Here is a 24460-nt window from a genome sequence, read left to right as displayed (position 1 = left end):
CATGTGTCCCCGTCAGCTGCAGCTCATCCCGCAAAAATGACGACAACAACGTCCGACCCTCAACAGAACCAGAACGCTCAACTCCATTCACAACCATCTCAATCCGAGACATCTCAAAAACTCCCTTCAAGTTTCTGCAGTTCACCCGCCCGAAAGACGTTTGAACCAACCCTTTTTCTGTTCACCTGTTTCGGCATCCGCCTCCGCGAGCTCCTCGGGCGCTCCCACCGCGTTCTGAAAATTGTCAAAAAACTGATCCGCCATCTTCTTGGCAAACCCATCGATGATCCGGCTGCCCAACTGGGTCAGCTTGCCACCCACCTTGGCCTCCACGTCATAGTGCAGCACGGTTTGATGCGCGTCGGCCTCCAGCCTGACATCGGCACCGCCCTTGGCAAAACCCGCGGCACCGCCTTTGCCCTCGCCCGAGATTTTCAGGCTTTCCGGCTCCACCATATCGCTCAGCGTCACGCCGCCTTTGAACGTCGCCTTCACCGGTCCGACCTTCTGAACCACAACGGCCTCAAACCCTTCTTCGGGGGAGCCTGTCATCTCCTGACAGCCCGGCACGCATTCCTTCAAAACCTCCGGGCTCAGCAGGGCCGCCCAGACGGTCGCTACATCGGCATTGATTGTTCGACTGTCACTCAGTTGCATTGCGACTCCTCCTGATTTTTTCAGGACAATAGCAACGCCAGTTTACCCGGCCTATGCGACCATCCGAGTAGGACAAAGGTCGCATTTACCTTTCCGGCGGCTGAAATGTCAGCCCGTGGTTCGCGTAAATCTGCGGAATGCGACCATCTTCAATGGCATATCGAATTGCATCATCAACCGCGTAGGAGAGCGGGCGATACCGGAAATTCACCGCCACGCCCAAGGTCCAGCGACTGACGGCAAAACCCGCCAGCGGCGGTTGGTGGATACCAATGCTGTCATCCGCACCATGCTCAAGCTGCGCCAGCGGCCCCATCGCCGCCTTCACTTCGCCGGCGCGCAACGCAGCCATGGCCTCTCCCATATCAGCAAAGCGGCTCACCTTGCCCGCCAGTTGCCCACCCGCGAAGGACGAGAGGTAAAAGTCCGAGATCGAATCGTTTTCGACCGCTACGGGATCGAACCGGAAGTAGGCCGGAACGGGCTTTTCCTCCGGATAGCTAGCCTTGTCATAGGCTATAGAGATCGACTCGGCGGCGTATTGCCCGGTGAAAACCACCTGCTCGACCCGACACTTGAACGCGGAATCGTAGGGAATGCGCATCATCACATTGGCGATCCGACCCCCGATGAGCGCGCCTCTCCAGATGTTGTTGCGTAAATCTGCATCAAGGTTTTCACCCGCCGCCACGAAATTGAACCGTGCATCCACCCCAAGGTCTTCCGCGATGATGCGGGCGATCTCGATGTCGACACCGCGCGGCTGCCCGCCTTCCTCCCAGCTGTAGGGCGGATAGTCTTCGTAGACGGCAAAGAGCATGTGACCCTGTTCCTGAATCACATCCATCTCCTGCCCGACGATATCCCGGCTGGCGTTTTGCGGACGGGCCTGCGGGACATGGTCCGCACAAGGGTCTGCCGCCAGCGCGGGCGCCGGCAGCAGCAGGGAGAAAACCAATACGAGGTGCTTCAGACGGTGCAGGCGCATCAACTACTGGGCCGCAGACAATCCGATGGTCAGGGTCTCTGCGGCGGATTTGTATCGTGCCTGCGTGCCATCAATCAGATTGGCTGCGCGGAAGGCGACCGAATCCGCAACTGGCGCACCCGACAGGGTTTCAATCGACCCTGCAATCTCGCTGAGGCGGGATTTCAGGGCGTCAGGGTCGGCCCCTTCGGCATCGCCCTCGGCATACATCTGCAACTGATCGCGCATCGCCTTTAACTCGTCCGCATATTCTTCCATGGCGTCGCCATCCGGACGGGTTTCGATGTAGGTGCGAATGGCCCAGGCGGCGTCCTGGCCCAACAGCTCACCAAAGGCGGGCATCTTGGTAATGCCATTCTGCGTATAGCCTTCGCGAAAGCGCTCCATGTACCACTCGTCACCATATTCTTCGGCCTCGAGAAAGCGCAGGTCCGGAGCGAGCCCGCCGGAGACGACCTCCAACCCGTGGCACCGCGCACAGTTTTGATTGTAGCCTGAGGCACCGATTTCCACGGCCTTGAGCCAGACCTCTTCCCCGGCAGTCTCCGCCCGGTACGGGTTCTCGATCAACCACTCATCTCCCGTTTCGGGCAATCCCGCCGTATCAACCGCTTGTGGCTTTACATCGCCATGCGCCGACACGAAAGTGGCCGCCGCGATCACGGCGCCAGCGGCCAGACCTGCAATCTTGAATGGGTGTGTCATTTCTCTCCTCCCGGGATCGAACATGTGGTTTTCATCTGTTGTAATCAGGCGCCCCGAGAAAGGGTATTGGACTTTGGTTGGGTGCGACGTGGGGGACTAAAGTCCTATTCAACCCTCCCGTGCGGACACACTACTTTTAATGAGGGAGGAATTTCAGATGCATCGACTGGTTGCCGTTGTTTTCGCGCTATGCTGCGCCATGTCCACTGCGGCCGAGGTGACGTTGAACACAAACTACCTGCACGTCGAAATCCCTCTGCCCCCGATCCTGTCGAACCTTGACCCGATCCCGGAAAACATCGGACTGGCCGGTGTTTTGACCGGCCTTAAGGACAACCAGACGACGGGGCGTTTTTTGGATCAGAAGTATGAGCTGACAGAAACATATGTGCCGGAAGGTGAGGATCCGCTTGTCGCAGCCAAGGCGCTGTTGGCAACAAGCCCCTATCTCATCCTGAACGCGCCTGCAGAGGTACAAATGGCCATCGCCGATTTGCCGGAAGCCCAGGGCGCGCTGATCTTCAACACCTCGTCGGGCAGCATTTCTCTGCGCGATGGCGAATGCCGCACCAATCTCCTTCACACGCTGCCCTCTGATGCGATGCGCACCGATGCGTTGGCACAGGTCTTTGTGAAAAAGCGCTGGACCGATCTGGTGATGATCACCGGCACGCATCCGCAGGACGTGGCCTATGCACAGGCGGTGCGGCAGTCACTTACCAAATTCGGCCTCGACCTCGCGGGTGAAAAGGAATGGGCCTTTGACGCAGATATGCGCCGCAATGCCTCTCAGGAAGTGCCGCTTTTTACGCAGGATTTCGGCGATTACGACGCCATGATCCTCGCCGACGAGCTGCATGATTTCGGGCGCTACGTGCTCTATAATACCTGGGAAGCGCGCCCCGTCACCGGGTCGGAGGGGCTATCAGCCGTCACCTGGTCGCCCGTGATCGAACAATGGGGGGCCGCCCAGCTGCAATCGCGTTTCGAAAAGGCAAACGACCGGCAGATGACATCGGTGGACTACGCCGCCTGGGCTGCGATGCGCACGCTGGGCGAAGCCGTAACCCGGACAAACGCCGCCGATCCTGAGACTTTGCGCAACTACATCCTGTCTGACGCCTTCGAGCTTGCCGGGTTCAAGGGACGCCCCCTCACATATCGAGACTGGAACGGTCAGCTGCGCCAGCCCATCGCCATCGTGCATCCCCGCGCTTTGGTGGCACAGGCCCCCCTGGACGGGTTCCTGCATCAGGTCAACGAACTGGATTCACTCGGGCTCGACCGGCCCGAAAGCACATGCGAGGCCTTTCAATGATCCGAACAACGCTTGCCGCTCTCTTGCTGACCACCACCGCCAACGCGGGTGAAATCTGGGTCACCAATGAAAAAGACGATACCGTCTCGGTCATCTCCACCGAGACGCTGGAGGTGATCAAGACCTACGAGACGGGCGAACGCCCCCGCGGCATCACCTTCTCCAAGGATTTCAGCCTTCTCTATATTTGTGCATCCGACAGCAACGCCGTGCAGGTGATGGACCCGAACACCGGCAAGATCCTGCACGACCTGCCCTCGGGCGAGGATCCGGAGCAATTCGTGCTGCATCCCGATGACCGTCATCTCTATATCGCCAATGAGGATGACGCGATCACCACGGTCGTGGACACCCAAACACGTAAGGTCGTGGCCCAAATTGACGTCGGCATAGAACCTGAAGGCATGGCCGTCTCCCCCGATGGCAAGATCGCCATCACCACCTCCGAGACCACGAACATGGCACATTGGATCGACACCGAAACACAAGAGCTTTTTGCCAATACGCTGGTCGACAGCCGCCCGCGCCATGCGGAATTCGTGAAAGATGGTGCGGAAATGTGGGTCAGTTCCGAGATCGGCGGCACGCTGACTATTTTCGACACCGCGACGCAGGCCGAGATGGGCAAAATCAGCTTCGAGGTGCAGGGCGTGCACCCCGACCGTGTTCAGCCGGTAGGGTTTGAATTCACAGCTGGGGACAGCCATGCCTTTGTGGCGCTCGGGCCCTCGAACCACGTGGCCGTCGTGAATGCGGAAACCTATGAAGTCGAAGATTACATCCTCGTCGGTCGCCGTGTCTGGCACATGGATTTCAACGAAGACCGCTCGCTTTTGTTTACCACCAACGGTGTGTCGGGCGATGTGACCGTGATCGACGTGGCCAAGCGCGAGGCCATCAAATCCATCAAGGTGGGCCGCTTCCCCTGGGGGGCCGCCTTCCGTCCGACCAACTGATCCCTTATACTGGAGCATATCATGACCCGACTGGCCACCGCCCTCGCCCTTTGCCTCGCCACCACCCCCGCCTTTGCCGATGACGATAAGGGCTTTGGTGCCGCGGGCTTGCTCTCTGGAAAGAACAAGGAAGACTTGCCACCGATCATCCTCTCAGCAGGCGAGCCGATTTCCAGCGCACCCTGGGTTCTGAAATCAGGCACTTATTACGAGTTCGAAATTCAGGGAGACGGCAGCCAGGAACTGGCCCTGGTGGGTCCTGAATTCTTCCGCGCCATCTGGATTGACGAAATCGTTGTCGAAGGGTTGGAAATCCGCCCGCTGGGGCTGGACAGCGTCGAATTCGACGAGGCCGGTGAGATGGAGATCGGCTTTATCGCGATCAAGCCCGGCAGCTATTACATCAAGATTCCCGGCACCACAGGCGAGACGCAGCGGCTCGACATCACCATCGAATGACAGGATTGTCCGTCAAAGACATCACCTATCGATACGGCGCGAAAACCGCACTGGACGGGGTGAGCTTTGACATACCGCAGGGCGCCTTCTGTGCCCTTCTGGGACCAAACGGCGCCGGCAAATCAACGCTCTTCAGCCTGCTCACACGACTGTTCGTCGCGCCCGTCGGTCAGATCGACATTGCCGGACACAATCTGGCGCGGGACCCGCGCGCGGCCCTTGCAAAGCTGGGCATCGTCTTTCAACAACCCACACTGGACCTCGACCTTAGTGTGCGCCAGAACCTGAGCTATTTCGCTGCCCTGCACGGGCTGTCAGGCCGGGAAGCGCGCACGCGGATCGACAGCTCTTTGGAGCGCCTCGATATGCTCCCCCGCGCACACGAAAAAGCGCGATCTCTCAACGGCGGGCACCGCAGGCGCGCCGAAATTGCGCGCGCGCTCATTCACACACCATCTGTTTTGCTGCTGGACGAGCCCACGGTGGGTCTTGATGCAGCAGCCCGTGCCGCGATCACCGGACACGTTCACCGGCTTGCGCAAGACGGCACGACGATCCTCTGGGCGACTCATCTGACGGATGAGGTATGGCCGGGAGACCAGCTTGTGGTTTTGCATCACGCCAAAGTTCTGACGCAAGGCATTGCTTCGCAGATTGCGGGTGACATGCCGCTGCGTGATCGGTTCCTTGCCATGACGGCGGCGCCTGCATGACCCCCTATGTCACCTCCCTGCGCGCCATCGTCGGACGGGAGGCATTGCGTTTCATACATCAACGCGAGCGGTTCATCGCGGCACTCGTACGCCCCCTTGTCTGGCTTTTGGTCTTCGCCGCCGGCTTCCAGGCCGCCTTGGGGCTCAGCATCATTCCGCCCTACCAGACTTACATCGCCTATGAGACGTACATCGTGCCGGGCCTTTGCGGGATGATCATGCTTTTCAATGGCATGCAGTCCTCGCTCAGCCTTGTCTATGATCGGGAAATGGGCTCAATGAAACTGCTGCTCACAGCACCCCTGCCGCGCTGGTGGCTGCTCTTTTGCAAGCTGGCCGGGGCCACGGCGATTTCGATCCTGCAGGTCTATGCCTTTCTGGCGATTGCCGCGCTTTATGGCATCAACATGCCTCCACTGGGCTACATCACCGTGCTGCCTGCCCTCGCTGTTGCCGGGTTGATGCTGGGGGCGCTGGGGCTGTTGCTGTCCAGCTTCATCAAGCAGTTGGAGAACTTCGCGGGGGTGATGAATTTTGTCATTTTCCCGATGTTTTTCCTGTCTTCCGCGCTCTATCCGCTTTGGAAAATGGCGGAATCCTCAAAGCTTTTGCACGATATCTGCGCGCTGAACCCTTTCACCCATGCGGTGGAGCTCATCCGTTTTGCGCTTTACGTGCAGTTCAATGCCGCCGCTTTGGGCTGGACACTGTTGGCCGCTGCCGTCTTCGTCGCAGCGGCACTCTGGGGCTACAACCCCAGCCGAACCGGGATGAGTCGTCGAGGCTAATCGCTCTACGACCATGGGCGCCTGTGAATATGCTGGCATCGATGGTATCCTGTGCCCATGAAACCCGCATTACCCGTCCTTCTGATAAGCATTCTAGCCGTACCGCTCCGGGCCGAAAGCGAAGACCCAAGCCAGTTCGGCACGACAAACCCCGATGAGATGACCTGGCAGAGCTTTCGCCAGCGCGCGGACGCAGGAGAGACTGGGATGGTGCTCTGCTCCATGGGCTACATGATGACCAAATCCGGCGATCATGAAACGGCGCGCCTGTTGTTTGAGAATTGCGCCAACGCCGGATATACTGGGGCGATGACATGGATGAGCCAGCTCGACAACAACGGGCTGGGCGGTGAGTATGACCCCGATGCCGCGGCAGAGTGGGATCGCCGCGCCGCAGACGCAGGCGACCCGGTCGGCAAGTTCAACTACGGCCTCGACCTGATGCGCGGCCACGGTGTGACCCGGGACGAAGCCTTGGGGCGGCAGTACGTGGATGAGGCGGCCCGAAACGGTCTTGCCATTGCCAAACGCCTGCAGGGCGCAGGCTATGACCTCGACGAGGTCACGCCCGATGCGGACAATTCAAAATACGGCCCGTTTTTCTAGGCGATCATTCGATGACCATGCGCGGCAGCCAATGGCTGTCCGGGTCACTTTCGTGCAAATCACCGGCCTTCAAGGGGCGCAGCTCTCCCGCATCGGGCGGCGCCGCAAGCAGGTTCATATCCATCTCATGCAGTGTTCCGACGATGACGCCTTCCTGCTCGGATAAGTCGTAGTAGACGCCGTTCCACATGTTGATCCCGTACTCCCCTGCGCCTTTCCACAGAAACAGGAAGTCGTATTCCAGATCGGTCAGATCCGCCGAGACATCCCGCGCGATCTCGTAGGGATAGGGCACGTGGCACCAGTGTTTTGCAGGCCCTTCAAGACATTTGAACGGGCGCATCGACAGGAAGTGATTGGTGAAAGCGGCCTCCTGCATCCGCACCGAATAGGTTCCGTCACCGGCAAGAATGAGCGTGGCAATCTGCACCCGCGTGCCATCCTGCGCTTCCAGATATACTTGCCGCTCCTCCGCGACCACCCCAGTGGCCATCAGGCAACCCGTTAAGATCAAACCATATTTCATTTCCATCCCCTCCTACGGCCTGCCAACAGTGCACACCCGCGCGGGCCCGGCTGACCATACGACCATTGGCCAATACCTAGAAACGGCCTTTGGTTGAATACTCCTTTCCAACCGGTCGTTGAGTCCTTGGGGCGCTGGACCTGTTGCAAAAGCTCAAGGGAGGAAAACCATGAAAAGGTTCGCGATTGCAGTGACAGCTGCGCTTCTCGCCACGACATCGCTTCATGCCGAGGTTACCGAGGACATGCTGCTAAACGATACGGCATCCACGGGAGATGTCCTGACAAACGGCATGGGGCGGCATTTGCAGCGCTACTCGCCGCTCGACATTCTCAACAAGGACAACGTAAAAAACCTCGTTCCGGCCTGGGCGTTTTCGCTGGGTGGTGAAAAGCAACGCGGGCAGGAAACCCAGCCCATCGTACATGATGGCGTGATGTATATCACCGGGTCCTACTCCCGGATGTTCGCCATTGATGTGAAGACCGGCAAGGAACTCTGGCAATATGACGCGCGCCTGCCCGAAGGCATCCTGCCCTGCTGCGACGTGGTCAACCGCGGGGCGGCGATCTATGGCGATAACATCTATTTTGGCACGCTGGATGCGCGCATCGTCGCACTGAACCAGAAAACCGGCGATGTGGTCTGGAACAAGAAGATCGCGGACTACAAGGCGGGCTACAGCTATACTGCCGCACCGCTGATCGTGAATGGCCTGATCATCACCGGCAACTCGGGCGGTGAGTTTGGCATCGTCGGTGAAATTCAGGCGCGCGATGCGGAAACAGGCGACATGGTCTGGACCCGTCCGGTGATCGAGGGCCACATGGGCACGCTAAACGGCGAAGAAAGCACCATGACCGGCACGCTGAACGCGACCTGGCCCGGCGACATGTGGAAGACCGGCGGCGGGGCGACCTGGCTCGGCGGGTCCTATGACGCGGACACCGACACGCTGGTCTTTGGCACGGGCAACCCTGCACCCTGGAACAGTCACCTGCGCAACGCAGGCCAACCCACCGAGGGCAATGCGGGCGACAACCTTTATGCCGCCAGCCGGATCGGGGTTGATCCTGCCACCGGCGAGATCAAGTGGCACTACCAGACCACCCCGCGCGAGGGCTGGGACTATGACGGTGTGAACGAGGTGGTTTCCTACACCGACCGCGACGGCAATATGCGCTATGCCACTGCCGACCGGAACGGGTTCTTCTATGTGCTCAACCGCGAGGACGGCGCCTTTGTCAGTGCCGTGCCCTTCGTGAAGGACATCACCTGGGCAGAAGGTATCGATGAGAACGGACGCCCGATTTTCATCGAGGACAACCGCCCCGGCGATCCCGCAGCCTCTGCCGACGGCAAGAAGGGCGAGGTGGTGTTCTCCTCTCCCGGCTTCCTCGGCGGCAAGAACTGGATGCCGATGGCGTTTTCGCAGCGCACCGGCAACTTCTACGTGCCGTCCAACGAATGGGGCATGGATATCTGGAACGAGCCGATCACCTACAAGAAAGGCGCGGCCTACCTCGGCTCCGGTTTTACCATCAAGCCGAACTATGAAGACCACATTGGCTCTCTGAAAGCCATTGACCCGGATACGGGTGAGCTGAAGTGGGAATACAAGGACGAAGCGCCGCTTTGGGGGGGTGTGATGACCACCGCGGGTGGCCTTGTCTTCACCGGCACGCCGGGGGGCGAGTTCATCGCCTTTGACGACGAAACCGGCGAGCAGCTGTGGTCCTTCCAGACCGGCTCCGGCATCGTTGGCCAGCCGATCACATGGGTGCAGGATGGCGAGCAATATGTCACCGTCATCTCCGGCTGGGGCGGTGCGGTGCCGCTCTGGGGGGGCGAAGTGGCCAAGAAGGTCAGCTACCTCAATCAGGGCGGCATGCTCTGGACCTTCCGCCTGCCCCGTCAGCTTGCCGCCAACTGACAGGGTAAGGTACTGAAAAATCGGGCGCATCCCACATCGGGGTGCGCCTTTTTCTATGAGACTTTTTGCCAAGTAGATTTTTGGAGATTTCGACGCTAGCCTGAAGCCATGAACACGCAAGACGCCTCCCTTTCAGCTCATGCCAAAATGCGCGGCGGTTGGGCGCTCGTGGTGGACGACCATCCGCTGTTTTGCGACGCTTTGGAGCTTACCCTGAAATCGGTTGCCGAATTTGCACAGATCGTGACTGCAGACAGCATGGAACACGCGCTGGAGAAGATCGACGGGAACACGCCACCGGACCTGATCCTGCTGGATCTGAACCTGCCGGATGTCAGCGGGTTGGACGGACTCATTCGCCTCAAGCGCGCGGCGAACAAAACCCCGGTGATCATTGTCTCCTCCATGACCGACAACGCGATCATCAGTGGCGCCATCGAGGCCGGGGCGTCGGGGTTTGTGCCAAAACACAGCCATCGGTCGGTGTTTCAGGAGGCGCTGGAGCATATTGCTGGGGGCAGCGTTTTCACCCCAGCCGGCTTCGTCGAAGGGGACACCTGCGAGGAGGGCACCAAGGCCGTCTCGCGTCTGTCCAGCCTGACCAACCAGCAAGCGCGTATTCTCGAACTGATCTGTGAAGGCAAGCTCAACAAGCAGATCGCCTTTGACCTCTCCATCGCGGAAACCACGGTCAAGGCACATGTCACCGCGATCATGCGCAAACTGGGCGTGCAAAGCCGGACACAGGCCGTGCTCGTGGCGCAGGATGCCAAGTTCGCAAATGTCTTGCCAAGCTCTTCCTAGGCGTCCTATCCTCGCTACTAGGGAGAGTTACACACATGAATGCCAACGCTGGTTTTGCGGATTCCGCCGACCCAGTGCAGCCTGACGAGAGTTGTGCACTCAGGACCGCACAGGTGTGTTGGTCCAACACGTCGCCTGTGGCTGCACTGCACGAGGTGCTCGGGCCGGGGCCCTTCAGCTTCATCTCGATCATGGCCACGCCGCTCGCCGATTTTCAGGATGTGGTCGCCGAAGCCCGGCGGGTGTATCCCGACACGGATGTGGTCGCCTGCACGACGGCGGGTGAAATCACCGGTGCCGGATATGACGAGGGCACGATTGTCGCCATCGCCTTTCCGGCAGAGGATTTCGCCTCCTGCTCCATCCTGATCGAAAACGTTGATGATCTGGACGCGCAGGCGCTTGTGGATCAGATCACGCTGGAGCGCATGGGGCTGCAGCAGCGCGCGTCCAGGCTCCCACACAGCTTCGGGTTTCTGGTGGTTGACGGTTTGTCGTTGAGTGAAGACACGCTCAGCGCCACGATTGCTCCGGCGCTGGGGGATACGCAGATCTTTGGCGGCTCTGCGGGGGACGGCACCGATTTCCGCCAGACACTTGTGGGCCTGAACGGGCGCGTCGCCGAAAACGCCGCCGTGCTGACACTGGTGCGCACACGGCTGCGCACCAAGGTCTTCAGCCTCGATCATTTGGTACCCACCGGCGAACAGATGGTGGTGACAGAGGCCGACCCCGCCCGCCGCATCGTCCGCGCCATCAACGCGGAACCCGCCGCCCGTGAATATGCCCGGATCGTCGGCAAGGACCCCGAACAGCTGGACCGCTTTACCTTTGCCGCTCATCCGGTGGTGGTGCGGATCGGTGACGCGCATCATGTCCGCGCCATCCAGCAGGTCACGGAAGACGGCGATCTTGTGTTCTTCTCTGCCGTTGATGAGGGCATGGTGCTGACCGTTGCCCGTCCGGAGAATATGGTCACCCATCTGGAACGCAAACTGCAGGAACTCTCCACGGAAAACGCCCCGAGCGACATCATCGGCTGTGACTGTATCCTGCGCCGGATCGAGGCGGAGCAATCGCAGATCGTCCGCGCCATGTCCGACGTGCTGTCGCGGCACAATGTGATCGGGTTCTCCACCTATGGCGAACAGATCGGCCCGCTGCATGTCAATCACACCATGAGCGGGGTGGCCTTCTACCCGGCCGATGCGGATGAAACAACGCATGTCGCTGATTAACCCCGCCGATACGGTCGAGAAACAGAACGAGAAACTGCTGGTGATCGCGCAATCGCTGATGCGCCGGGTGGAGCAGAAAAGCGAGGAATCTGGTCTTGCCTACCGGCAGTTCGAACGCGCGGCGCTGCTGGAAAGCCAGGTGCGCGAGCGGACCCGTGATCTGGAACGCACGCTGGATCTTTTGCAGGATTCCAATGCACGCTTGGAAGTGGCTCGCGCGGAGACCGAAACCGCACGGTCCAACCTCGCCGAGGCCATCGAGACCATCGACGAAGGCTTTGCCCTCTTTGACACCGATGACCGGCTTGTCCTCTTCAACAGCCGGTTTTGTCAGGACCTGCTGGACATCGTGCCCGGCCTGAGCGCTGGCCTGCCGTTTGAAGACTACGTCTCGCTGGTCTCCGAAAGCCGGTTTCTGTCGCTGCCCAAGAACCAGACCCCCGAGGATTGGGCCCAGCGGCGCCTTGACCATCACCGCGACCCGCACGTCGTTTTTAATGTCAGCCTGCTGCGTGACCGCTGGCTGCAGGTCAGCGAACACCGCACATCCGGCGGTGGTACGGTCATTCTGCAAACAGATGTGTCCGACATCATCCAGTTGGAACGGCAGGAACGCGACAAGCTGCGCGACGAACAGGCCCGCATCCTGCAGGCCACGCTCGACCACCTCAATCAAGGCGTCTGCATCTTTGACCGCAACCGCACGCTGGTGGGCTGGAACAGCAAGATGGATGGGTTTCTGGCCCTGTCCAAACCGCGCGTCACCCTTGGCATGAACTTCTCCTACCTGATCAACCGGCTGCGTGATCAGCTGGTCTTTACCGACAAGGTGGATGCCGAACGCCTGCGCAGCTGGGCCAACCGCGCCAACGGCCGCCCGCCCATTGCCTTTGAAATTCGCCGTGAAGATGGCCGCATCTACAGCGTTTTTGCGCAGGAAATGCCGGACCATGGATTCGTGATCAGCTTCACGGATGTGACGGCGGAACGCGAAGCCGCCCGCGCGCTTTTCGAGATGAACGAGCAGCTTGAACGCCGGGTGCGGGACCGGACGCAGGAGCTTGGCGTGGCCCTGGCCGAAGCGGAACGGGCCAATGCCTCGAAATCCCGGTTTGTTGCCGCCGCCAGCCATGACCTGCTGCAACCGCTGTCAGCCGCCAAGCTCTTTGTCTCTTCGCTCGCGGACAAGGTAACCAGCAGTGACGCGCAGGACGTGATTGGTAAAACCGAAACTGCACTGAATGGCGCGCAGCAGATCATCGAGGCGCTGCTGGACATCTCGAAGCTCGACGCGGGCAAGGCGGTGTTCAAGGTCCAGGCCATCCGTATATCGGATATTCTGGCGCCACTGCGCGACGAATTGGCCGCCACGGCTGCGGCCAAGGGCATCGCGCTGGATATTCTCGACAGTTCGCTGACGGTGCGCAGCGATCCGGCCTACCTGCGGCGCATTGTGCAGAACCTGCTCTCCAACGCGATGCGCTATACGGATAAGGGTCGCGTCCTGCTTGGCGTGCGGCGCAGCGGCACCTCGGCCCGGATCGAGGTTTGGGACACCGGGTGCGGCATTGCGGAAGCGGATCAGGAACAGATTTTTCAGGAATTCAGCCGTCTCAACCCCGACCCTGCCGACGGCGGGCTGGGCCTGGGTCTTGCCATCGTGGAACGCGCCTGCAAGGGATTGGGGCACGAGCTGGGCCTGTGGTCGAAACCGGGCAGCGGCAGCTGCTTTTCCCTCAACGTGCCCATCGACACCGCCGCCCTGCCGCATGACGCCAAGCGTGCCGGGTCAGGAGATACAACCCCGCAAGACCTCAACGGGCTACTCGTTCTGCTGGTGGAGAACGATCCGGCCTTTGCGGGTGCACTGTCGCTTGTCGTTGAGGATATGGGCGGCGAGGTCATCCACGCGCATAGCGCGGATGAAGCGATGACCCTCATGCATGCCATTCAGCTTATTCCCGATGCGTTTTTGTTCGATTACCAGTTGGACAAGGGCAACACTGGCACCGCGCTTTACCAAGAGATCACGAAGACCTACGGGCCGATCTCGGCGGCGATTGTCTCTGCTGATCGCACGCGTGAGCTGCGTCAGACGTGCAAAACGCTCGGCCTGCCCCTTATGTCCAAGCCCGTCGACCGCGACCGCCTGTGGGGCCACCTGTCTGACCGGGCCCGTGAGTTGACCAGTAGCGCGTCCTGAAGCACCGATAACACGATCTTTCAGCCTTGTGCCCAGCGCTCTTCGGCGGGCGCGGGGACCACTATCCCGCTGGGCGCGTGCTGTACCAAGTGAAGTATGCCGTGTCCCAAAGTCATGACACCGGCGATCCGGGACCACCAATTGGTGGCGCAAACAGGCAAAGGCACCTCGTTTCAGATGGCCAAACCTGTCCCCAGAAACTTTTTTTCGTACGAAATATCTTTCAATCACGTATGGTGCCGGCACGGGCCGCTGATTGGGTGGCAGCGGCCAGATTTCATATAGGCCGTCCAGTCACTACCATGACGATGCTGAACCTTGGTAGTGACGGGGTAATGATTCAGAAGGAGACGTCGGATGAGTTTTGATATTTGGGCCCTATATGTCACGACCGTGTTCCTTTTCATGCTGACACCCGGCCCAAGCCATTTGCTGATGCTGTCAAACAGCATGACGCATGGGTTCAGACCCTCCATCGCGACGGCCATCGGTGATCTGAGCGCAAATGCCCTGCAGATGCTGGCTGCCGGGTTGGGGCTGGCCGCGATAATTGTAGCGTCACAACATGCGCTGACGGTCATCAAATGGATGGGGGTCGCCTATCTGCTCTGGATGGGCATCCGGATGTGGCGCACTGCGGGCAAAGGTTCACGATCGATGAAATCCAACATCTCAGCGTCGCCGCGCAAACTCTGGCTTCAGGGTTTCGTGACCTCCGCAGCCAACCCAAAGGCCGTGGTGTTCTTTGCGGCCCTCTTCCCGCAATTCATCACCGCAGACCAGCCGTTTTTCCTGCAGCTCTTCATCCTCTCTGCGACATACATCGCCATCGACGGATCTTTCCTGCTGGGCTACGGGGCAAGTGCTGGCTGGCTTGCCAAGCGCCTGAAGGGCAAGGCGCAGGTCGCAATCGGCCGCATCGGCGGGGCGTTCCTGATCGGCGCGGCCATTCTGCTGGGCCTCAAGAGCATGCGCGACACGGCGGGCTCCTGAACCATATTTGCGGCCTTCTCGGCACCCTCTAAATCCTCAGGCAGAGCGCACGTCACAGCGCGCTCTGCCATTCCACTTGTACGCCGTTCTATTCAATGAACGTGCGTGCCAGCCTGTCCTGAAGGGGTTGGGTCAGATAGCTGAGCGCAGACCGTTCGCCCGTGTTGACAAAGAGGTCAGCGGGCATGCCCGGCACCAGATCCAGTTCGGCAACTGCCGCAGGTTGGGCACTGTCGAATGTGACCCGCGCCGTATAGTAGGCTTGGCCGGTGCGGTCGTCCTCCAGACTGTCAGCGGAAATATCGACGATCCTGCCCGTGGCCTCGGGAATTTCCGCCTGATCAAAACCCGACAGCCGCACGCGAGTTGATTGCCCGACAAAGAGCTTTTCAATATCCGCCGTGTTGACCCGCGCCTCCACCACCAGCGGTTGATCCACAGGCACGATATCGAGGATGGGTGCGCCGGGCCGGATCACGCCGCCCGCGGTAAAGACCGTCATCCCGACAACACGCCCGCTGACCGGCGCGGTGATGGCCACCCGTTTCAGGCGTTCCGTGGCACCGACATACTGCGGCTCCAGCGTCGCCAGCAGCCCTTCGACCTGCGCGAGTTCCGTCGAAGCCGCCTCATCGCGCTGTGTCTGTTCACCGATGCCTGTCAGCTGCAATTCACTGATCTGGTTTCGGGCCTGCGCCTCCTGCGTCTGCAAGGAGGCATCCACGCCTTTCAGGCGCTCAACCTCGACACGGCGGGCGTTCACACGGGCAGCTGCCACAAGGCCCTTTTCAAGCAGCGTTTCAAGATTGCCAAGCTCCTCCCGCGTGATCTCCAACTGGCGGGTGTTAGATTGTCGCTGCGCGCGCAGACCAGACATCTGATCCTGCAAGTTGGCGATCCGCTGGGCCAGCAAATCCTTCTCGGCCCTGCGGGTCCGCATTTCCGCATCGAAGAGCAGCTTTTGCGTCTGATAGGCGTCCTGCCAATCGGCCCGTTGCATTGCGACCCTGAGCGTCTCCGACACATAGGTCGGGCCAAATGTATCCGCTCCCTCAAGCTGCGCCAGCAAGCGCGCGCGGCGGATCATCAGATCGCCCAACTGGCTTTGAATGACGTCCAGATCGACATCGAGATCCGTGCTGTCCAGTTCCAGGAGGATCTGGCCCGCCTCGACCAGATCGCCATCCGTCACAAGGATGTCGCGCACGATACCGCCGTCCAGATGCTCCACCGTCTTGCGATTGCCTTCCACCACCAGAGAGGCGGGTGCGACAACGGCACCGTCGAGCTTGGAGGTCGCCGCCCAATAGGCCGCGCCCCCGATGAAACCGGTCACGACGATCAGGCCTGCGAAAACAAATCCCTTGATCCCCGCCCCGTTGGCGCGGTCTTCGATGCGGTTATAGTCTTCGAGCCGAAGAACAGTCTGGGCGGGGTGCGTTGGAAGGTGAGAGGTCATTGAACCGCTCCTTTCTGAAGCTGCTGATCCTTGCGCGCGGCAAGCTGTGGGTTCTGTTTGCTGGTCATGACGGGCTGTTGTCTTGGGCGCAGGATGTCTTCCTTGTCGCCAAAACCGCTCTGCATGCCCTTGTTCAGGGTCAGGACCTTGTTGACCGCTTCGAGCGTGCTGGGCCGGTGCGTCATCACAAAGGTGATGGCCCCCCGGGCGCTGGCCCCGCGGATGGCATTGCGTAGCGCCAGTTCCCCCTGACTGTCGAGATCGGAGTTCGGCTCATCCAGCACCAGGACAAACGGATCATCATAGAGCGCCCGCGCCAGAGCAATTCGCTGCCGTTGACCGCCCGAAAGGTGGAAGCCATTGCCGATCTGCGTGGCATAGCCATCCGGCAGATTGCTGATCAGATCGTGCACATCCGCAGCAACCGCCGCCTTCAACACCTTGGTGTCGTCAATGGTTGTGGAAAAGCGCGCGATGTTTTCGCGGATCGTGCCGTCAAAGAGCTGCACATCCTGCGGCAGGTATCCGATCAGCTGCCCCAGATCTCCGGCGTCCCATTTCGCCATTGGCGTGCCGTCCAGACGGATGGCGCCGCGCTGGGGCATCCAGATCCCCGCCAGCATTTTCGCCAGCGTGGATTTGCCGGACCCGCTGTGGCCGATCACGGCCAGAACATCACCCGCCGACAGCGCAAAGTCGATGCCGCCAATGGTGGCGTTCTGGGCCAGAGGCGGCCCCGCCTGCGCAATGGTGGCGTTGACGGAGATTTGCGGGCGCGGCAAGGCCAGACGTTTGAGCTCTTGCGGAAATGCCTCGCTCAGCGCGGCGAGGTTCTTGTAGGACCCGCGCGCTGCCAGAAAGGTGCGCCACTGGCCAATCAGCTGATCGATGGGGGCCAGCGCGCGCGCCAGTACGATGGTCGCGGCGATCATGACACCGGCAGTGGCGTCGCCGGTGATGGCAAGGGCGGCACCTAGCCCCAGCATGGCCGATTGCAGCCCCATCCGGATCGTCTTGGACAGCACCGAAAAGCTGGCGATCCGGTCACTGACACGGGTTTTCAGACGGTGCGCATCATGGTGCAGAGCCGTCCAGCGCCGGGCGAGATCACCAGTCATACCCATTGCTTGGACAAGCTCTGCGTTTTGCTCACTGGAGGTGAACAAGGCGTCGGACCTGCTGCGCGCGTGGGATGCATCCTGCATCACGCCAGAGGCGCGCGTGTTGTTGATCAGGGCCAGAATTGTAAGGAGCACCGCGCCGGCAAGACCCAGGGCGCCGAGATAAGGGTGCAGCATGTAGAGCACGCCGAGGTAAATCGGAATCCAGGGCGCGTCAAAGAACGCGATCAATGTGGAGCCGGAGATGAAATCACGCAGGCCGGTGATGTCGGCGGCTGGGCTGTCACCTACCGCGGCCTTGCCGTGCAGACGGCGGCGGATGGCGGATTGCAGGACGGGTGCGCCGATTTTCAGCTCGAACCGGGCCCCGAGGCGGTTGAGGATGCGCGTGCGCATCAGGTCGAGCAGGCCGGTCACGATGAAAACGCCCGCCAGAAGAAGGCTGAGCGCGATGAGCGTGTCCATGTTCTGGCTGGTCAGCACGCGGTCATAGACCTGTAGCATGTAGAGGGGACCGGCGAGCATGAGAAGGTTCAAAACAAGGCTGAAGAAAGCGATTGCGGAAAAGCCGCCTCGCAGGGAGGACCAGGCTGATTTGACGGTGGATTTTTTCTGAAACATGGGGGTGATCTCTTTTCAGGGTGAAAGGGCGGCGGCCAGTGCCGCCGCCCCGTTGGATGTCATCAGGCGATGAAATCGTCTTCGGTCAGTTGGGTGCTGTCGATGCCTTCGAACCGCACGGAGGCGTCGGAGGAGAAGGACAGAACCGCGTCTGCGCCGTCTTGGGACACAGCCGAGGACAGATCGAAGTCGGGCCCGAAATCGGTGAGGCGGATCTTGTCGATACCCAGTTCGAAGCCGAGGATCAGGTCGGTCCCATCGCCGGGTTCAAAGACGAAGATGTCCGCGCCTTCGCCACCGATCAGGATGTCATTGCCACCCTCACCGCTCAGCAGGTCGTCTCCGGCACCGCCCTGCAGCACGTTGGCCCCATCCGAGCCGATGATGACATCAGCGTCGTCCGAGCCGATCACGTTCTCAATGGAGCTGAGAACATCGGTTTCGATCTGGTTTTCGATGACATCGTCACCAACCACCCCGGTGGGCGAGATCGGTTCGATCACATCGAGGGTCGCGCCTGCGTCCACCAGCGTGTCCTGCACCACAGGCCCGTTCTGACCGGCTGGCGCATTGTGCAGATGGATGGCCGAGACCACACCGGGGATCGGCGTCTGCAGATCGGCCTCGTTCAGACCCACTACGCTCAACTCGCTGGAGTAGGTGACCGCGCCGGTATGCACTTGCTGCACGATGACCAGAGAGCTTTCGCCAGTGGCTATACTGTCCGATGTCGGCCCCGGCTCCTGGCTTGCGTCCAGCCCCCCCGAGAGGGTGATGGTGCGGAAATCGCCAACCGTCACATCGCTATCGACCAGCAACTGCCCGCGGATTTCGCCGCCCGGGAATTCTGCCGTGTGGATGTTGAAGTAAAGGTTGCCTGCAACCGCCTGTTCGACGAACTGCGCACCATTGGCGATGGCCGACCCGAACTGACCGGGGGCCGAGACCGACTGATCGGTGACCCGCACGTTGAACCCGGTATCCCGCGTCGCCGTGCCGTTGCCATTGGGGCCGAGGTTCACATTGACCGCGACATCAAGGTCGGAGAAATCGACCGTATCGAAACCGTCGCCCCCGTCGATGAAGTCATTGCCAAGGCCGCCGACGATCACGTTGTCACCCTGACCGGCGATCAGCACGTCATCCCCCGCGCCGCCATTGACGACACCGTTGATCTGACCGAGGTCTACAACGATGTCGTCTCCGGCACTCAGTAACACATTACCATTTACAACACCTGCGTCGTCATTGACGAAAGTGACTGAGCCGCCTTCGGTGGCGTCGATGGCGTTCACCTGACCGGTGATTTCGCCTTCGTTGATGATCGCGCCAAGGATGTTCAGGCCACCGTCGATCCGGATACCGGCAGCCGCGTCGCTGTCTTCCGATCCGGCGATCAGCCCGTCGTTCTGCACCAGCCCGGCAAAGCTTGCGTCTTCCTGATTGCTGAAGAGCCGCAAACCGTCGCCCACCTGATTGCCTTCCGTGGCGTCGCCGCGCCCCTGGAAGATCCCTTCGTTGAAGATGGCTGCCGAGACGACATCTCCATCCACGTCACCGGTTTGCAGCGACACGGCGGAGCCGTTGTTGCCGTCACCCGCGTCCACAAGGCCGGTGTTGGTGAAGGTATAGTTGTCGGCAGTGCCATCTGCGTAGACGGTGCCGTTGCGCTGGTTGCCCGTGCCAAGGATTGCGCCCTCGTTCCGGACATCAAGGCCTTCACCGTCGATGTTCAGTGCACGGCTGTCAGAAGTCACGAGACCCCGGTTGACGAACGAACCGCCCGTGTGATCGCCGGTGCCGAAGTAGACGCCGTTTTGCCCCCCGGCAAAGACGCCGCTGGCTTCGTTGACCAATTCACCCTGGAAATTGACACCGTTTACGGCGCGGAACGCACCGGTTGTGCCCACGAGGCTCTCGGAGGTCACTGTCCCCGCGTTGCTGATCGTGCCGTCAAAGAGGGCAGCTGCAAAGCCAGCCTCGCCGCGCACGCCTTCCAGGCGGATACCATCACCTGCCGTACCTGCAGCAGCCGAGGCCTGACCGCGCCCGGCGATGGTGCCTGCATTGGTGATCTCCACATCGCCATTGCCGTCTTCGGCCAGCGAGAGCGAGATACCCGCGCCGTCATTGCCCGCGCCTGCATCGATTGCGCCATTCGCGAGGTTGTTGATGGAGAAATCGCGCGCGGTGTCATCGGCATAGACGGTCCCGTTACGCTGATCCCCGGTGCCCAGAATGTCACCGCCGTTGATCAGATCAACGCCCGAACCATCGATGTTGACCGCGCGGCTGTCCGACTGGATCGTGCCAAAGTTCAGGACGTCCAGATCATGTTCGGCGTTGCCGATATACAGACCATTGCGCACGCCTTCGATGGTGCCGGTCGAGGTGTTCAGGATGCGCCCTTCGGCCGCAACACCGTCGGCCACGCGGATACCACCGGCTGTGCCCTGATTGCTCTCGGAAGAGATCAGACCGCTGTTGACAATGTCCGTCTCGGAGACGGTGCCCTCGGCGCCATTGTTGATGCGGATACCATCGCCCGCGCCGGGTGTGTTGGCAGCCGCCTGCCCGCGCCCCTGAATGGTCGCGCCAAAGCCGTTGAAGATCGTGTTTTCCACACGGTCGCCCGCTTCATCGCCAACTTGCAGCGAGATGCCTGCACCGTTGTTGCCGGCCCCTGCGTCGATGGTGCCGCCGGAGAAGTTGCTGATCGAGACGTCTTCGGCGCCCGCATCACTGTAGATGGTGCCGTTACGCTGATCGCCGGTGCCAAGGATGTCGCCAAAGTTGCGGAGGCTGACGCCCTCACCCTGGATATCCACCGCCCGGCTGTCGGAAGAGATCACACCGCCGCGAAAGTTGTCCAGCGACCCGGAGCTGCCCGCGCCCGCAAACTGGACGCCATTAAAGTCGCCAGCGATCTCGCCGAAATTGCGGATCGCGGCGCTGCCGGTCACCTGAATGCCGGTGGCCAGCGCGTCCGGGCCGGAATTGGCCTCGATGCTGCCGGAACGGAAGTTGAAGACCTGCGCGTCCTCGCCGGTCACCGCGACGGCGGCAGCCGCGTTGTTTGTTTCGACCTGACCAAAATTCAGGAAACGTGCAAAATCATTGTCGAGAATAAAGGCGGGCGTGTTGTCGACCACTGTGCTTTGAAAAAAGCCGTTTGTCAGTGTTTGACCGTCACGCGCCGTCTCTTGCGCAAGCGACGATGTTGTCAGCAGTCTGGCCCGCAAACTTGCTAGAAATTCGGAAAGCATTGGGGAGCTCCATGGTTGAGTTGCGTTAGGCGGATGATGTGTCCTCCGCTGCTCAATCAGGTGCCTGTGACCCTCAGGTTTTAGAAATTCTTTGATCGAATAGGGGGCATAACTAAGGCAAATACTCACGTGGTTCGCGAGCCAGGTATTAATAAAATTCATTAATTACAGTTATTTAAAAATCCACGATGAGGTCGGCGTTTTATTCGATGACGCTGCCTCACAAGAATGTCGGCGTAAGTGATCCGGAACAGGCCAATCTGATCGCAAACAGCAATGGTCTGCGCCGGATACAAATGAACCAGCGCGCCCAGCACGCGCGCGCGGATCGCAGTCATCAACTGTAAGTTCAGGTGTTCAGGTACCGGAAGAAACCGGTGTTCGGACCACATCCGCATTGCGGGAGGCGATGGTGCCATGTGGCGGGTTCTCACAGACGTACCTGCCCAGCGCGTCGATGATGTCCGGATTGGGATATTGAGGTCTGGTCAACGCCCCGAGTTCCCGCATGTTGCCTTCGTCATCAAACGGGATGAAGGCCAGACCAAACCCATCGCGTTTGAACTGCTCTGCCGCGATGGCGTTAACCATCGTGCAGGCATCACTTTGCGCCACGTAGCGGCACACCGTCTCAAAGCGCGCCGTTTTCACATCAATCCCGGTCTCCTCCGCAACCGTATCGGAGGGATCGGGCAGGTTGCTCTCCAGATCATATCCAAAGGAGATATCGAACCGGATCAACTGCTCGGCAGGAACCTCATGCGCCCAGATGCTGGTTTTGCGGCTCAAAGGATGACCGGATCGCACCCCGAGATAGAGCGGCTCAAGCCACAGCGATGTGAAATCCGTGGGCCGTTTTGACCCGCGATAAATGTGATCAAAGCTCTTGCGCGCGATAAAAGCCATGTCGATCACGCGGTCCTCGACCATTTTGGCGAGCGCCACAGGATACTCTTCGACAACGATGATCTTTCGACCCGGCGCGGCCTGCGCAAACACATCCCGAAAATAGAGCGACAGATAGGCGGCCAAAGTCGGGGTCATACCCAGACGGATGGGCGCGAGTTCAGTTGTCTGATGCTTGCGCGCAAGATCGCCAATGTTGTTGACGATTTCGACAACCTGCCTGGCTTGCGCAATCAGATCCTTCCCAAACGCGGTCAGATGCACACCATCCTTGCTGCGCTCGAAAATGGGGACACCCAATTCGGATTCGAGCTTTTTAATCTGGTTTGAAAGCGCTGGCTGGCTGACCGCCACGGCCTGGGACGCGCGGGTGAAGTTATGATGCTCCGCCACGGCGATGACGTATTGGAGGTCTCTCAGGTTCATGCGATATGTCGCCCTTTTGCGGTCGTGATGGTCACTCTTATCAGGCCACGGTCGAGGTTCCCGATCGGGCATGGAAGAGCCCGATGTCGCGCCCCGCCTTCACCCGCTCCCTAAATCTTGTCGGTATCGAGGGACACAATCAACGCGTATTGACCAACATCTCTTCTTCGTGAAACACCGTGTGATTTTCGGCAACCAGTTGAAACAAAACTGATCCCGAGAACGCGACACCGGGTCAAAGATGCCCAGAAGAAACCCGTAAGACATAACTCCCTTTCAAACCCATCAAGCGTCTGGAAGACAGATATCTTGTTGCGCGCATGCCTGGGTCGACATCTTATTTCGATATTTATCGAAGTAATGCTTGCGGCACGTGAATTATTTCACTATTTCTAGAATCATGAAAATGAAAGCACAGGATACCCCCGACCTGACAGTGGCGGCAGCGCAGTTTGCGGCCCTTGGCTCCGAGCAGCGGCTGAGCGTGTTGCGCACATTGGTACGGGCCGGCCCGGAAGGGCTGAGCATTGGCGAGCTGGGCAACAGGACCGGTGTAACCGGGTCGACGCTCACACATCACATGAAAATCCTGAACTCGGCGGGGCTTGTTACGCAGGCAAAGCAAGGGCGCAGCATCATCTGCGCTGCCGTTGCCTATGCCGACTTGCAAACGCTGTCGCAATTCTTGCTGAACGAATGCTGCGCTGACAGCACCACCCCAAGCGGAGACCATGATCATGGCTGACACGACAAACTCACAGATATTGTCGAGACGCCTCCCACGTCCCAGTGCTTGGGGAGCAACCTTAGTCCTTCTGGCGCTGGTTGCCGTTTTCGACGGGTCCGAGTTTGTGCCGACTGTGGTCTTTGCCACCAATGCACTACTGCACACGACACCTTTCATTCTCTTTGCCGTGTTTGCCGTCGCCTATCTGAAGGCATCTGGCGCAGAGACTCTGCTTGCAAAGGCCTTTTCCGGCAATCAGGCCCGAATGATCGTCATGGCTGCCTTGCTTGGTGGGCTTTCCCCATTCTGTAGCTGCGAGGTTATCCCCTTCATCGCGGCACTATTAGCCGTAGGCGCGCCCTTGGGTGCTGTCATGGCGTTCTGGCTGGCCTCGCCGCTGATGGACCCGGCCATGTTTGCCATCACCTCCGGGACACTGGGGTGGGAGTTTGCGGTGGCCAAGGCATTCTCCGCCGTCGGGCTGGGCATCCTGGGCGGCTTTGGCACCATGCTGTTCGCCAATTCCCCTGTCTTTGCTGATCCGCTGCGGGAACGGCCTGCTGTTGGCGGATGCTGCGGGGCCAAGAAACCCTTTAGCGGTGCGCCCCTGTGGCAGTTCTGGCAAGAGCCGGATCGCACACGCACTTTCCGCGAGACCACAATCGAAAACGGCATGTTCTTGTTAAAGTGGTTGACATTGGCCTACGTGATCGAAGCGATGATGCTGGCCTATGTGCCCGCCGAGTTGATCGCCAACGTTCTGGGTGGCACCGGCATCTGGCCCATTTTCCTCGGCGCTCTGGTGGGGGCACCCGCCTACCTGAACGGCTATGCTGCCGTGCCACTGATCGACGCCCTGCTGGCACAGGGTATGGCACCGGGTGCCGCGATGTCCTTTGTGATTGCTGGCGGGGTGAGCAGTATCCCGGCGGCTATTGCAGTCTGGGCATTGGTCAAGCCACGGGTATTCGCGGCCTACCTCTCTTACGCCCTGGTTGGTGCGGTCTTGGCGGGCATGGCTTGGCAGGCCATCGCCTGACGATAAAT

22 protein-coding genes and 1 pseudogene are annotated in these 24460 nt (G+C 60.1%); 14 read left to right on the top strand and 9 right to left on the bottom strand.

Annotation, left to right across the window (positions count from 1 at the left end; translation table 11 throughout):
- From Q1A07_RS13045 to pedF, 4 genes and pseudogenes are all read right to left on the bottom strand, one after another.
- Nucleotides 1-112 (bottom strand): annotated as a pseudogene (locus Q1A07_RS13045) ((2Fe-2S)-binding protein); the annotation flags it as partial.
- Between the two features lie 29 nt (nt 113-141).
- Nucleotides 142-657 carry a CoxG family protein gene (locus Q1A07_RS13040; protein WP_299781358.1) on the bottom strand — a complete coding sequence of 172 codons (516 nt, stop codon included), beginning with the start codon at nt 655-657 and terminating at the stop codon, nt 142-144.
- Nucleotides 658-742: 85 nt separating this feature from the next.
- Nucleotides 743-1645, bottom strand: coding sequence for a transporter substrate-binding domain-containing protein (locus Q1A07_RS13035; protein ID WP_299781357.1), 903 nt, complete (start codon nt 1643-1645; stop codon nt 743-745).
- A 3-nt stretch (nt 1646-1648) separates the two neighbouring features.
- Nucleotides 1649-2350 carry a cytochrome c-550 PedF gene (gene pedF / locus Q1A07_RS13030; protein ID WP_299781355.1) on the bottom strand — a complete coding sequence of 234 codons (702 nt, stop codon included), beginning with the start codon at nt 2348-2350 and terminating at the stop codon, nt 1649-1651.
- Nucleotides 2351-2549: 199 nt separating this feature from the next.
- On the opposite strand from pedF, the gene Q1A07_RS13025 reads away from it, so the two are divergent.
- The 6 genes from Q1A07_RS13025 to Q1A07_RS13000 are packed head-to-tail and all read left to right on the top strand — an operon-like array spanning nt 2550 to nt 7190.
- The gene (locus Q1A07_RS13025) at nt 2550-3668 is read left to right on the top strand and encodes an ABC transporter substrate-binding protein (RefSeq protein WP_299781353.1); all 1119 of its coding nucleotides are present in this window, start codon (nt 2550-2552) and stop codon (nt 3666-3668) included.
- The gene (locus tag Q1A07_RS13020) at nt 3665-4624 is read left to right on the top strand and encodes a YVTN family beta-propeller repeat protein (RefSeq protein ID WP_299781351.1); all 960 of its coding nucleotides are present in this window, start codon (nt 3665-3667) and stop codon (nt 4622-4624) included. The genes Q1A07_RS13025 and Q1A07_RS13020 overlap by 4 nt, the downstream gene beginning before the upstream one ends.
- Before the next feature lie 21 nt (nt 4625-4645).
- Nucleotides 4646-5083 carry a hypothetical protein gene (locus Q1A07_RS13015; RefSeq protein WP_299781349.1) on the top strand — a complete coding sequence of 146 codons (438 nt, stop codon included), beginning with the start codon at nt 4646-4648 and terminating at the stop codon, nt 5081-5083.
- Nucleotides 5080-5796, top strand: a complete 717-nt coding sequence (locus Q1A07_RS13010; protein ID WP_299781347.1) for an ABC transporter ATP-binding protein — start codon at nt 5080-5082, stop codon at nt 5794-5796. Before Q1A07_RS13015 ends, Q1A07_RS13010 begins: the two co-directional genes overlap by 4 nt.
- Entirely contained in the window at nt 5793-6584 is a 792-nt protein-coding gene (locus Q1A07_RS13005; RefSeq protein WP_299781345.1) for an ABC transporter permease, read from the top strand. The genes Q1A07_RS13010 and Q1A07_RS13005 overlap by 4 nt, the downstream gene beginning before the upstream one ends.
- A 57-nt stretch (nt 6585-6641) precedes the next feature.
- Entirely contained in the window at nt 6642-7190 is a 549-nt protein-coding gene (locus Q1A07_RS13000) for a tetratricopeptide repeat protein (RefSeq protein ID WP_299781343.1), read from the top strand.
- Nucleotides 7191-7194: 4 nt separating this feature from the next.
- On the opposite strand, the gene Q1A07_RS12995 is transcribed toward Q1A07_RS13000, so the two are convergent.
- Entirely contained in the window at nt 7195-7716 is a 522-nt protein-coding gene (locus Q1A07_RS12995) for a hypothetical protein (protein ID WP_299781341.1), read from the bottom strand.
- Nucleotides 7717-7885: 169 nt separating this feature from the next.
- Here Q1A07_RS12995 and Q1A07_RS12990 point away from each other — a divergent pair, with 169 nt between their 5' ends.
- The 5 genes from Q1A07_RS12990 (at nt 7886) to Q1A07_RS12970 (ending at nt 14887) form a co-directional block, all read left to right on the top strand.
- On the top strand, nt 7886-9649 hold the full coding sequence (locus Q1A07_RS12990) for a PQQ-dependent methanol/ethanol family dehydrogenase (protein ID WP_299781339.1): 1764 nt from the start codon (nt 7886-7888) through the stop codon (nt 9647-9649).
- A 108-nt stretch (nt 9650-9757) separates the two neighbouring features.
- Nucleotides 9758-10453, top strand: a complete 696-nt coding sequence (locus Q1A07_RS12985; RefSeq protein ID WP_299781337.1) for a response regulator transcription factor — start codon at nt 9758-9760, stop codon at nt 10451-10453.
- A 35-nt stretch (nt 10454-10488) separates the two neighbouring features.
- A complete protein-coding gene (locus Q1A07_RS12980; RefSeq protein WP_299781335.1) occupies nt 10489-11691 on the top strand; it encodes an FIST N-terminal domain-containing protein in 1203 nt (400 codons plus the stop codon).
- Entirely contained in the window at nt 11678-13894 is a 2217-nt protein-coding gene (locus tag Q1A07_RS12975) for a PAS-domain containing protein (protein WP_299781333.1), read from the top strand. The genes Q1A07_RS12980 and Q1A07_RS12975 overlap by 14 nt, the downstream gene beginning before the upstream one ends.
- Nucleotides 13895-14251: 357 nt before the next feature.
- Nucleotides 14252-14887 carry a LysE family translocator gene (locus Q1A07_RS12970; RefSeq protein WP_299781331.1) on the top strand — a complete coding sequence of 212 codons (636 nt, stop codon included), beginning with the start codon at nt 14252-14254 and terminating at the stop codon, nt 14885-14887.
- A gap of 88 nt (nt 14888-14975) precedes the next feature.
- On the opposite strand, the gene Q1A07_RS12965 is transcribed toward Q1A07_RS12970, so the two are convergent.
- From Q1A07_RS12965 to Q1A07_RS12955, 3 genes are all read right to left on the bottom strand, one after another.
- Entirely contained in the window at nt 14976-16346 is a 1371-nt protein-coding gene (locus Q1A07_RS12965; protein WP_299781329.1) for an HlyD family type I secretion periplasmic adaptor subunit, read from the bottom strand.
- Nucleotides 16343-18088 (bottom strand): type I secretion system permease/ATPase, encoded by a 1746-nt coding sequence (locus Q1A07_RS12960; protein WP_299781327.1) that lies wholly within the window; start codon nt 18086-18088, stop codon nt 16343-16345. The genes Q1A07_RS12965 and Q1A07_RS12960 overlap by 4 nt, the downstream gene beginning before the upstream one ends.
- 62 nt (nt 18089-18150) lie before the next feature.
- Complete coding sequence (locus Q1A07_RS12955; protein ID WP_299781325.1) at nt 18151-21354, bottom strand: CHRD domain-containing protein; 3204 nt, start codon at nt 21352-21354, stop codon at nt 18151-18153.
- A 209-nt stretch (nt 21355-21563) separates the two neighbouring features.
- Between Q1A07_RS12955 and Q1A07_RS12950 the strand changes: the two genes are divergently transcribed.
- Nucleotides 21564-21701 carry a hypothetical protein gene (locus Q1A07_RS12950; protein WP_299781323.1) on the top strand — a complete coding sequence of 46 codons (138 nt, stop codon included), beginning with the start codon at nt 21564-21566 and terminating at the stop codon, nt 21699-21701.
- A 10-nt stretch (nt 21702-21711) separates the two neighbouring features.
- On the opposite strand, the gene Q1A07_RS12945 is transcribed toward Q1A07_RS12950, so the two are convergent.
- A complete protein-coding gene (locus Q1A07_RS12945) occupies nt 21712-22686 on the bottom strand; it encodes a LysR family transcriptional regulator (protein WP_299781321.1) in 975 nt (324 codons plus the stop codon).
- A 400-nt stretch (nt 22687-23086) separates the two neighbouring features.
- Here Q1A07_RS12945 and Q1A07_RS12940 point away from each other — a divergent pair, with 400 nt between their 5' ends.
- On the top strand, nt 23087-23431 hold the full coding sequence (locus Q1A07_RS12940) for a metalloregulator ArsR/SmtB family transcription factor (RefSeq protein WP_299781319.1): 345 nt from the start codon (nt 23087-23089) through the stop codon (nt 23429-23431).
- Nucleotides 23424-24452: a permease gene (locus Q1A07_RS12935; RefSeq protein WP_299781317.1), complete on the top strand. Its 1029-nt coding sequence runs from the start codon at nt 23424-23426 to the stop codon at nt 24450-24452. Before Q1A07_RS12940 ends, Q1A07_RS12935 begins: the two co-directional genes overlap by 8 nt.
- Nucleotides 24453-24460 lie beyond the last annotated feature (8 nt).

The sequence above is a fragment of the uncultured Roseobacter sp. genome, assembly GCF_947492555.1.
GTDB lineage: Bacteria > Pseudomonadota > Alphaproteobacteria > Rhodobacterales > Rhodobacteraceae > Roseobacter.
Note: the sequence above shows the minus strand (reverse complement) of the source record. Positions and strands in the feature narration are given on the sequence as shown.

What these genes read in the sequence shown, in the direction of transcription:
- Q1A07_RS13000 (WP_299781343.1), top strand. Translation starts at nt 6,642, where the DNA reads ATGAAACCCGCATTACCCGTCCTTCTGATAAGCATTCTAGCCGTACCG.
- Q1A07_RS12990 (WP_299781339.1), top strand. Translation starts at nt 7,886, where the DNA reads ATGAAAAGGTTCGCGATTGCAGTGACAGCTGCGCTTCTCGCCACGACA.
- Q1A07_RS12935 (WP_299781317.1), top strand. Translation starts at nt 23,424, where the DNA reads ATGGCTGACACGACAAACTCACAGATATTGTCGAGACGCCTCCCACGT.
- Q1A07_RS12950 (WP_299781323.1), top strand. Translation starts at nt 21,564, where the DNA reads ATGACGCTGCCTCACAAGAATGTCGGCGTAAGTGATCCGGAACAGGCC.
- Q1A07_RS12995 (WP_299781341.1), bottom strand. Translation starts at nt 7,716, where the DNA reads ATGAAATATGGTTTGATCTTAACGGGTTGCCTGATGGCCACTGGGGTG.
- Q1A07_RS13040 (WP_299781358.1), bottom strand. Translation starts at nt 657, where the DNA reads ATGCAACTGAGTGACAGTCGAACAATCAATGCCGATGTAGCGACCGTC.
- Q1A07_RS12955 (WP_299781325.1), bottom strand. Translation starts at nt 21,354, where the DNA reads ATGCTTTCCGAATTTCTAGCAAGTTTGCGGGCCAGACTGCTGACAACA.
- Q1A07_RS13005 (WP_299781345.1), top strand. Translation starts at nt 5,793, where the DNA reads ATGACCCCCTATGTCACCTCCCTGCGCGCCATCGTCGGACGGGAGGCA.
- Q1A07_RS12960 (WP_299781327.1), bottom strand. Translation starts at nt 18,088, where the DNA reads ATGTTTCAGAAAAAATCCACCGTCAAATCAGCCTGGTCCTCCCTGCGA.
- Q1A07_RS13020 (WP_299781351.1), top strand. Translation starts at nt 3,665, where the DNA reads ATGATCCGAACAACGCTTGCCGCTCTCTTGCTGACCACCACCGCCAAC.
- Q1A07_RS12970 (WP_299781331.1), top strand. Translation starts at nt 14,252, where the DNA reads ATGAGTTTTGATATTTGGGCCCTATATGTCACGACCGTGTTCCTTTTC.
- Q1A07_RS13010 (WP_299781347.1), top strand. Translation starts at nt 5,080, where the DNA reads ATGACAGGATTGTCCGTCAAAGACATCACCTATCGATACGGCGCGAAA.
- Q1A07_RS13025 (WP_299781353.1), top strand. Translation starts at nt 2,550, where the DNA reads ATGTCCACTGCGGCCGAGGTGACGTTGAACACAAACTACCTGCACGTC.
- Q1A07_RS12945 (WP_299781321.1), bottom strand. Translation starts at nt 22,686, where the DNA reads ATGAACCTGAGAGACCTCCAATACGTCATCGCCGTGGCGGAGCATCAT.
- Q1A07_RS12975 (WP_299781333.1), top strand. Translation starts at nt 11,678, where the DNA reads ATGTCGCTGATTAACCCCGCCGATACGGTCGAGAAACAGAACGAGAAA.
- Q1A07_RS13035 (WP_299781357.1), bottom strand. Translation starts at nt 1,645, where the DNA reads ATGCGCCTGCACCGTCTGAAGCACCTCGTATTGGTTTTCTCCCTGCTG.
- Q1A07_RS12980 (WP_299781335.1), top strand. Translation starts at nt 10,489, where the DNA reads ATGAATGCCAACGCTGGTTTTGCGGATTCCGCCGACCCAGTGCAGCCT.
- Q1A07_RS12985 (WP_299781337.1), top strand. Translation starts at nt 9,758, where the DNA reads ATGAACACGCAAGACGCCTCCCTTTCAGCTCATGCCAAAATGCGCGGC.
- Q1A07_RS12940 (WP_299781319.1), top strand. Translation starts at nt 23,087, where the DNA reads ATGAAAATGAAAGCACAGGATACCCCCGACCTGACAGTGGCGGCAGCG.
- Q1A07_RS12965 (WP_299781329.1), bottom strand. Translation starts at nt 16,346, where the DNA reads ATGACCTCTCACCTTCCAACGCACCCCGCCCAGACTGTTCTTCGGCTC.
- pedF (WP_299781355.1), bottom strand. Translation starts at nt 2,350, where the DNA reads ATGACACACCCATTCAAGATTGCAGGTCTGGCCGCTGGCGCCGTGATC.
- Q1A07_RS13015 (WP_299781349.1), top strand. Translation starts at nt 4,646, where the DNA reads ATGACCCGACTGGCCACCGCCCTCGCCCTTTGCCTCGCCACCACCCCC.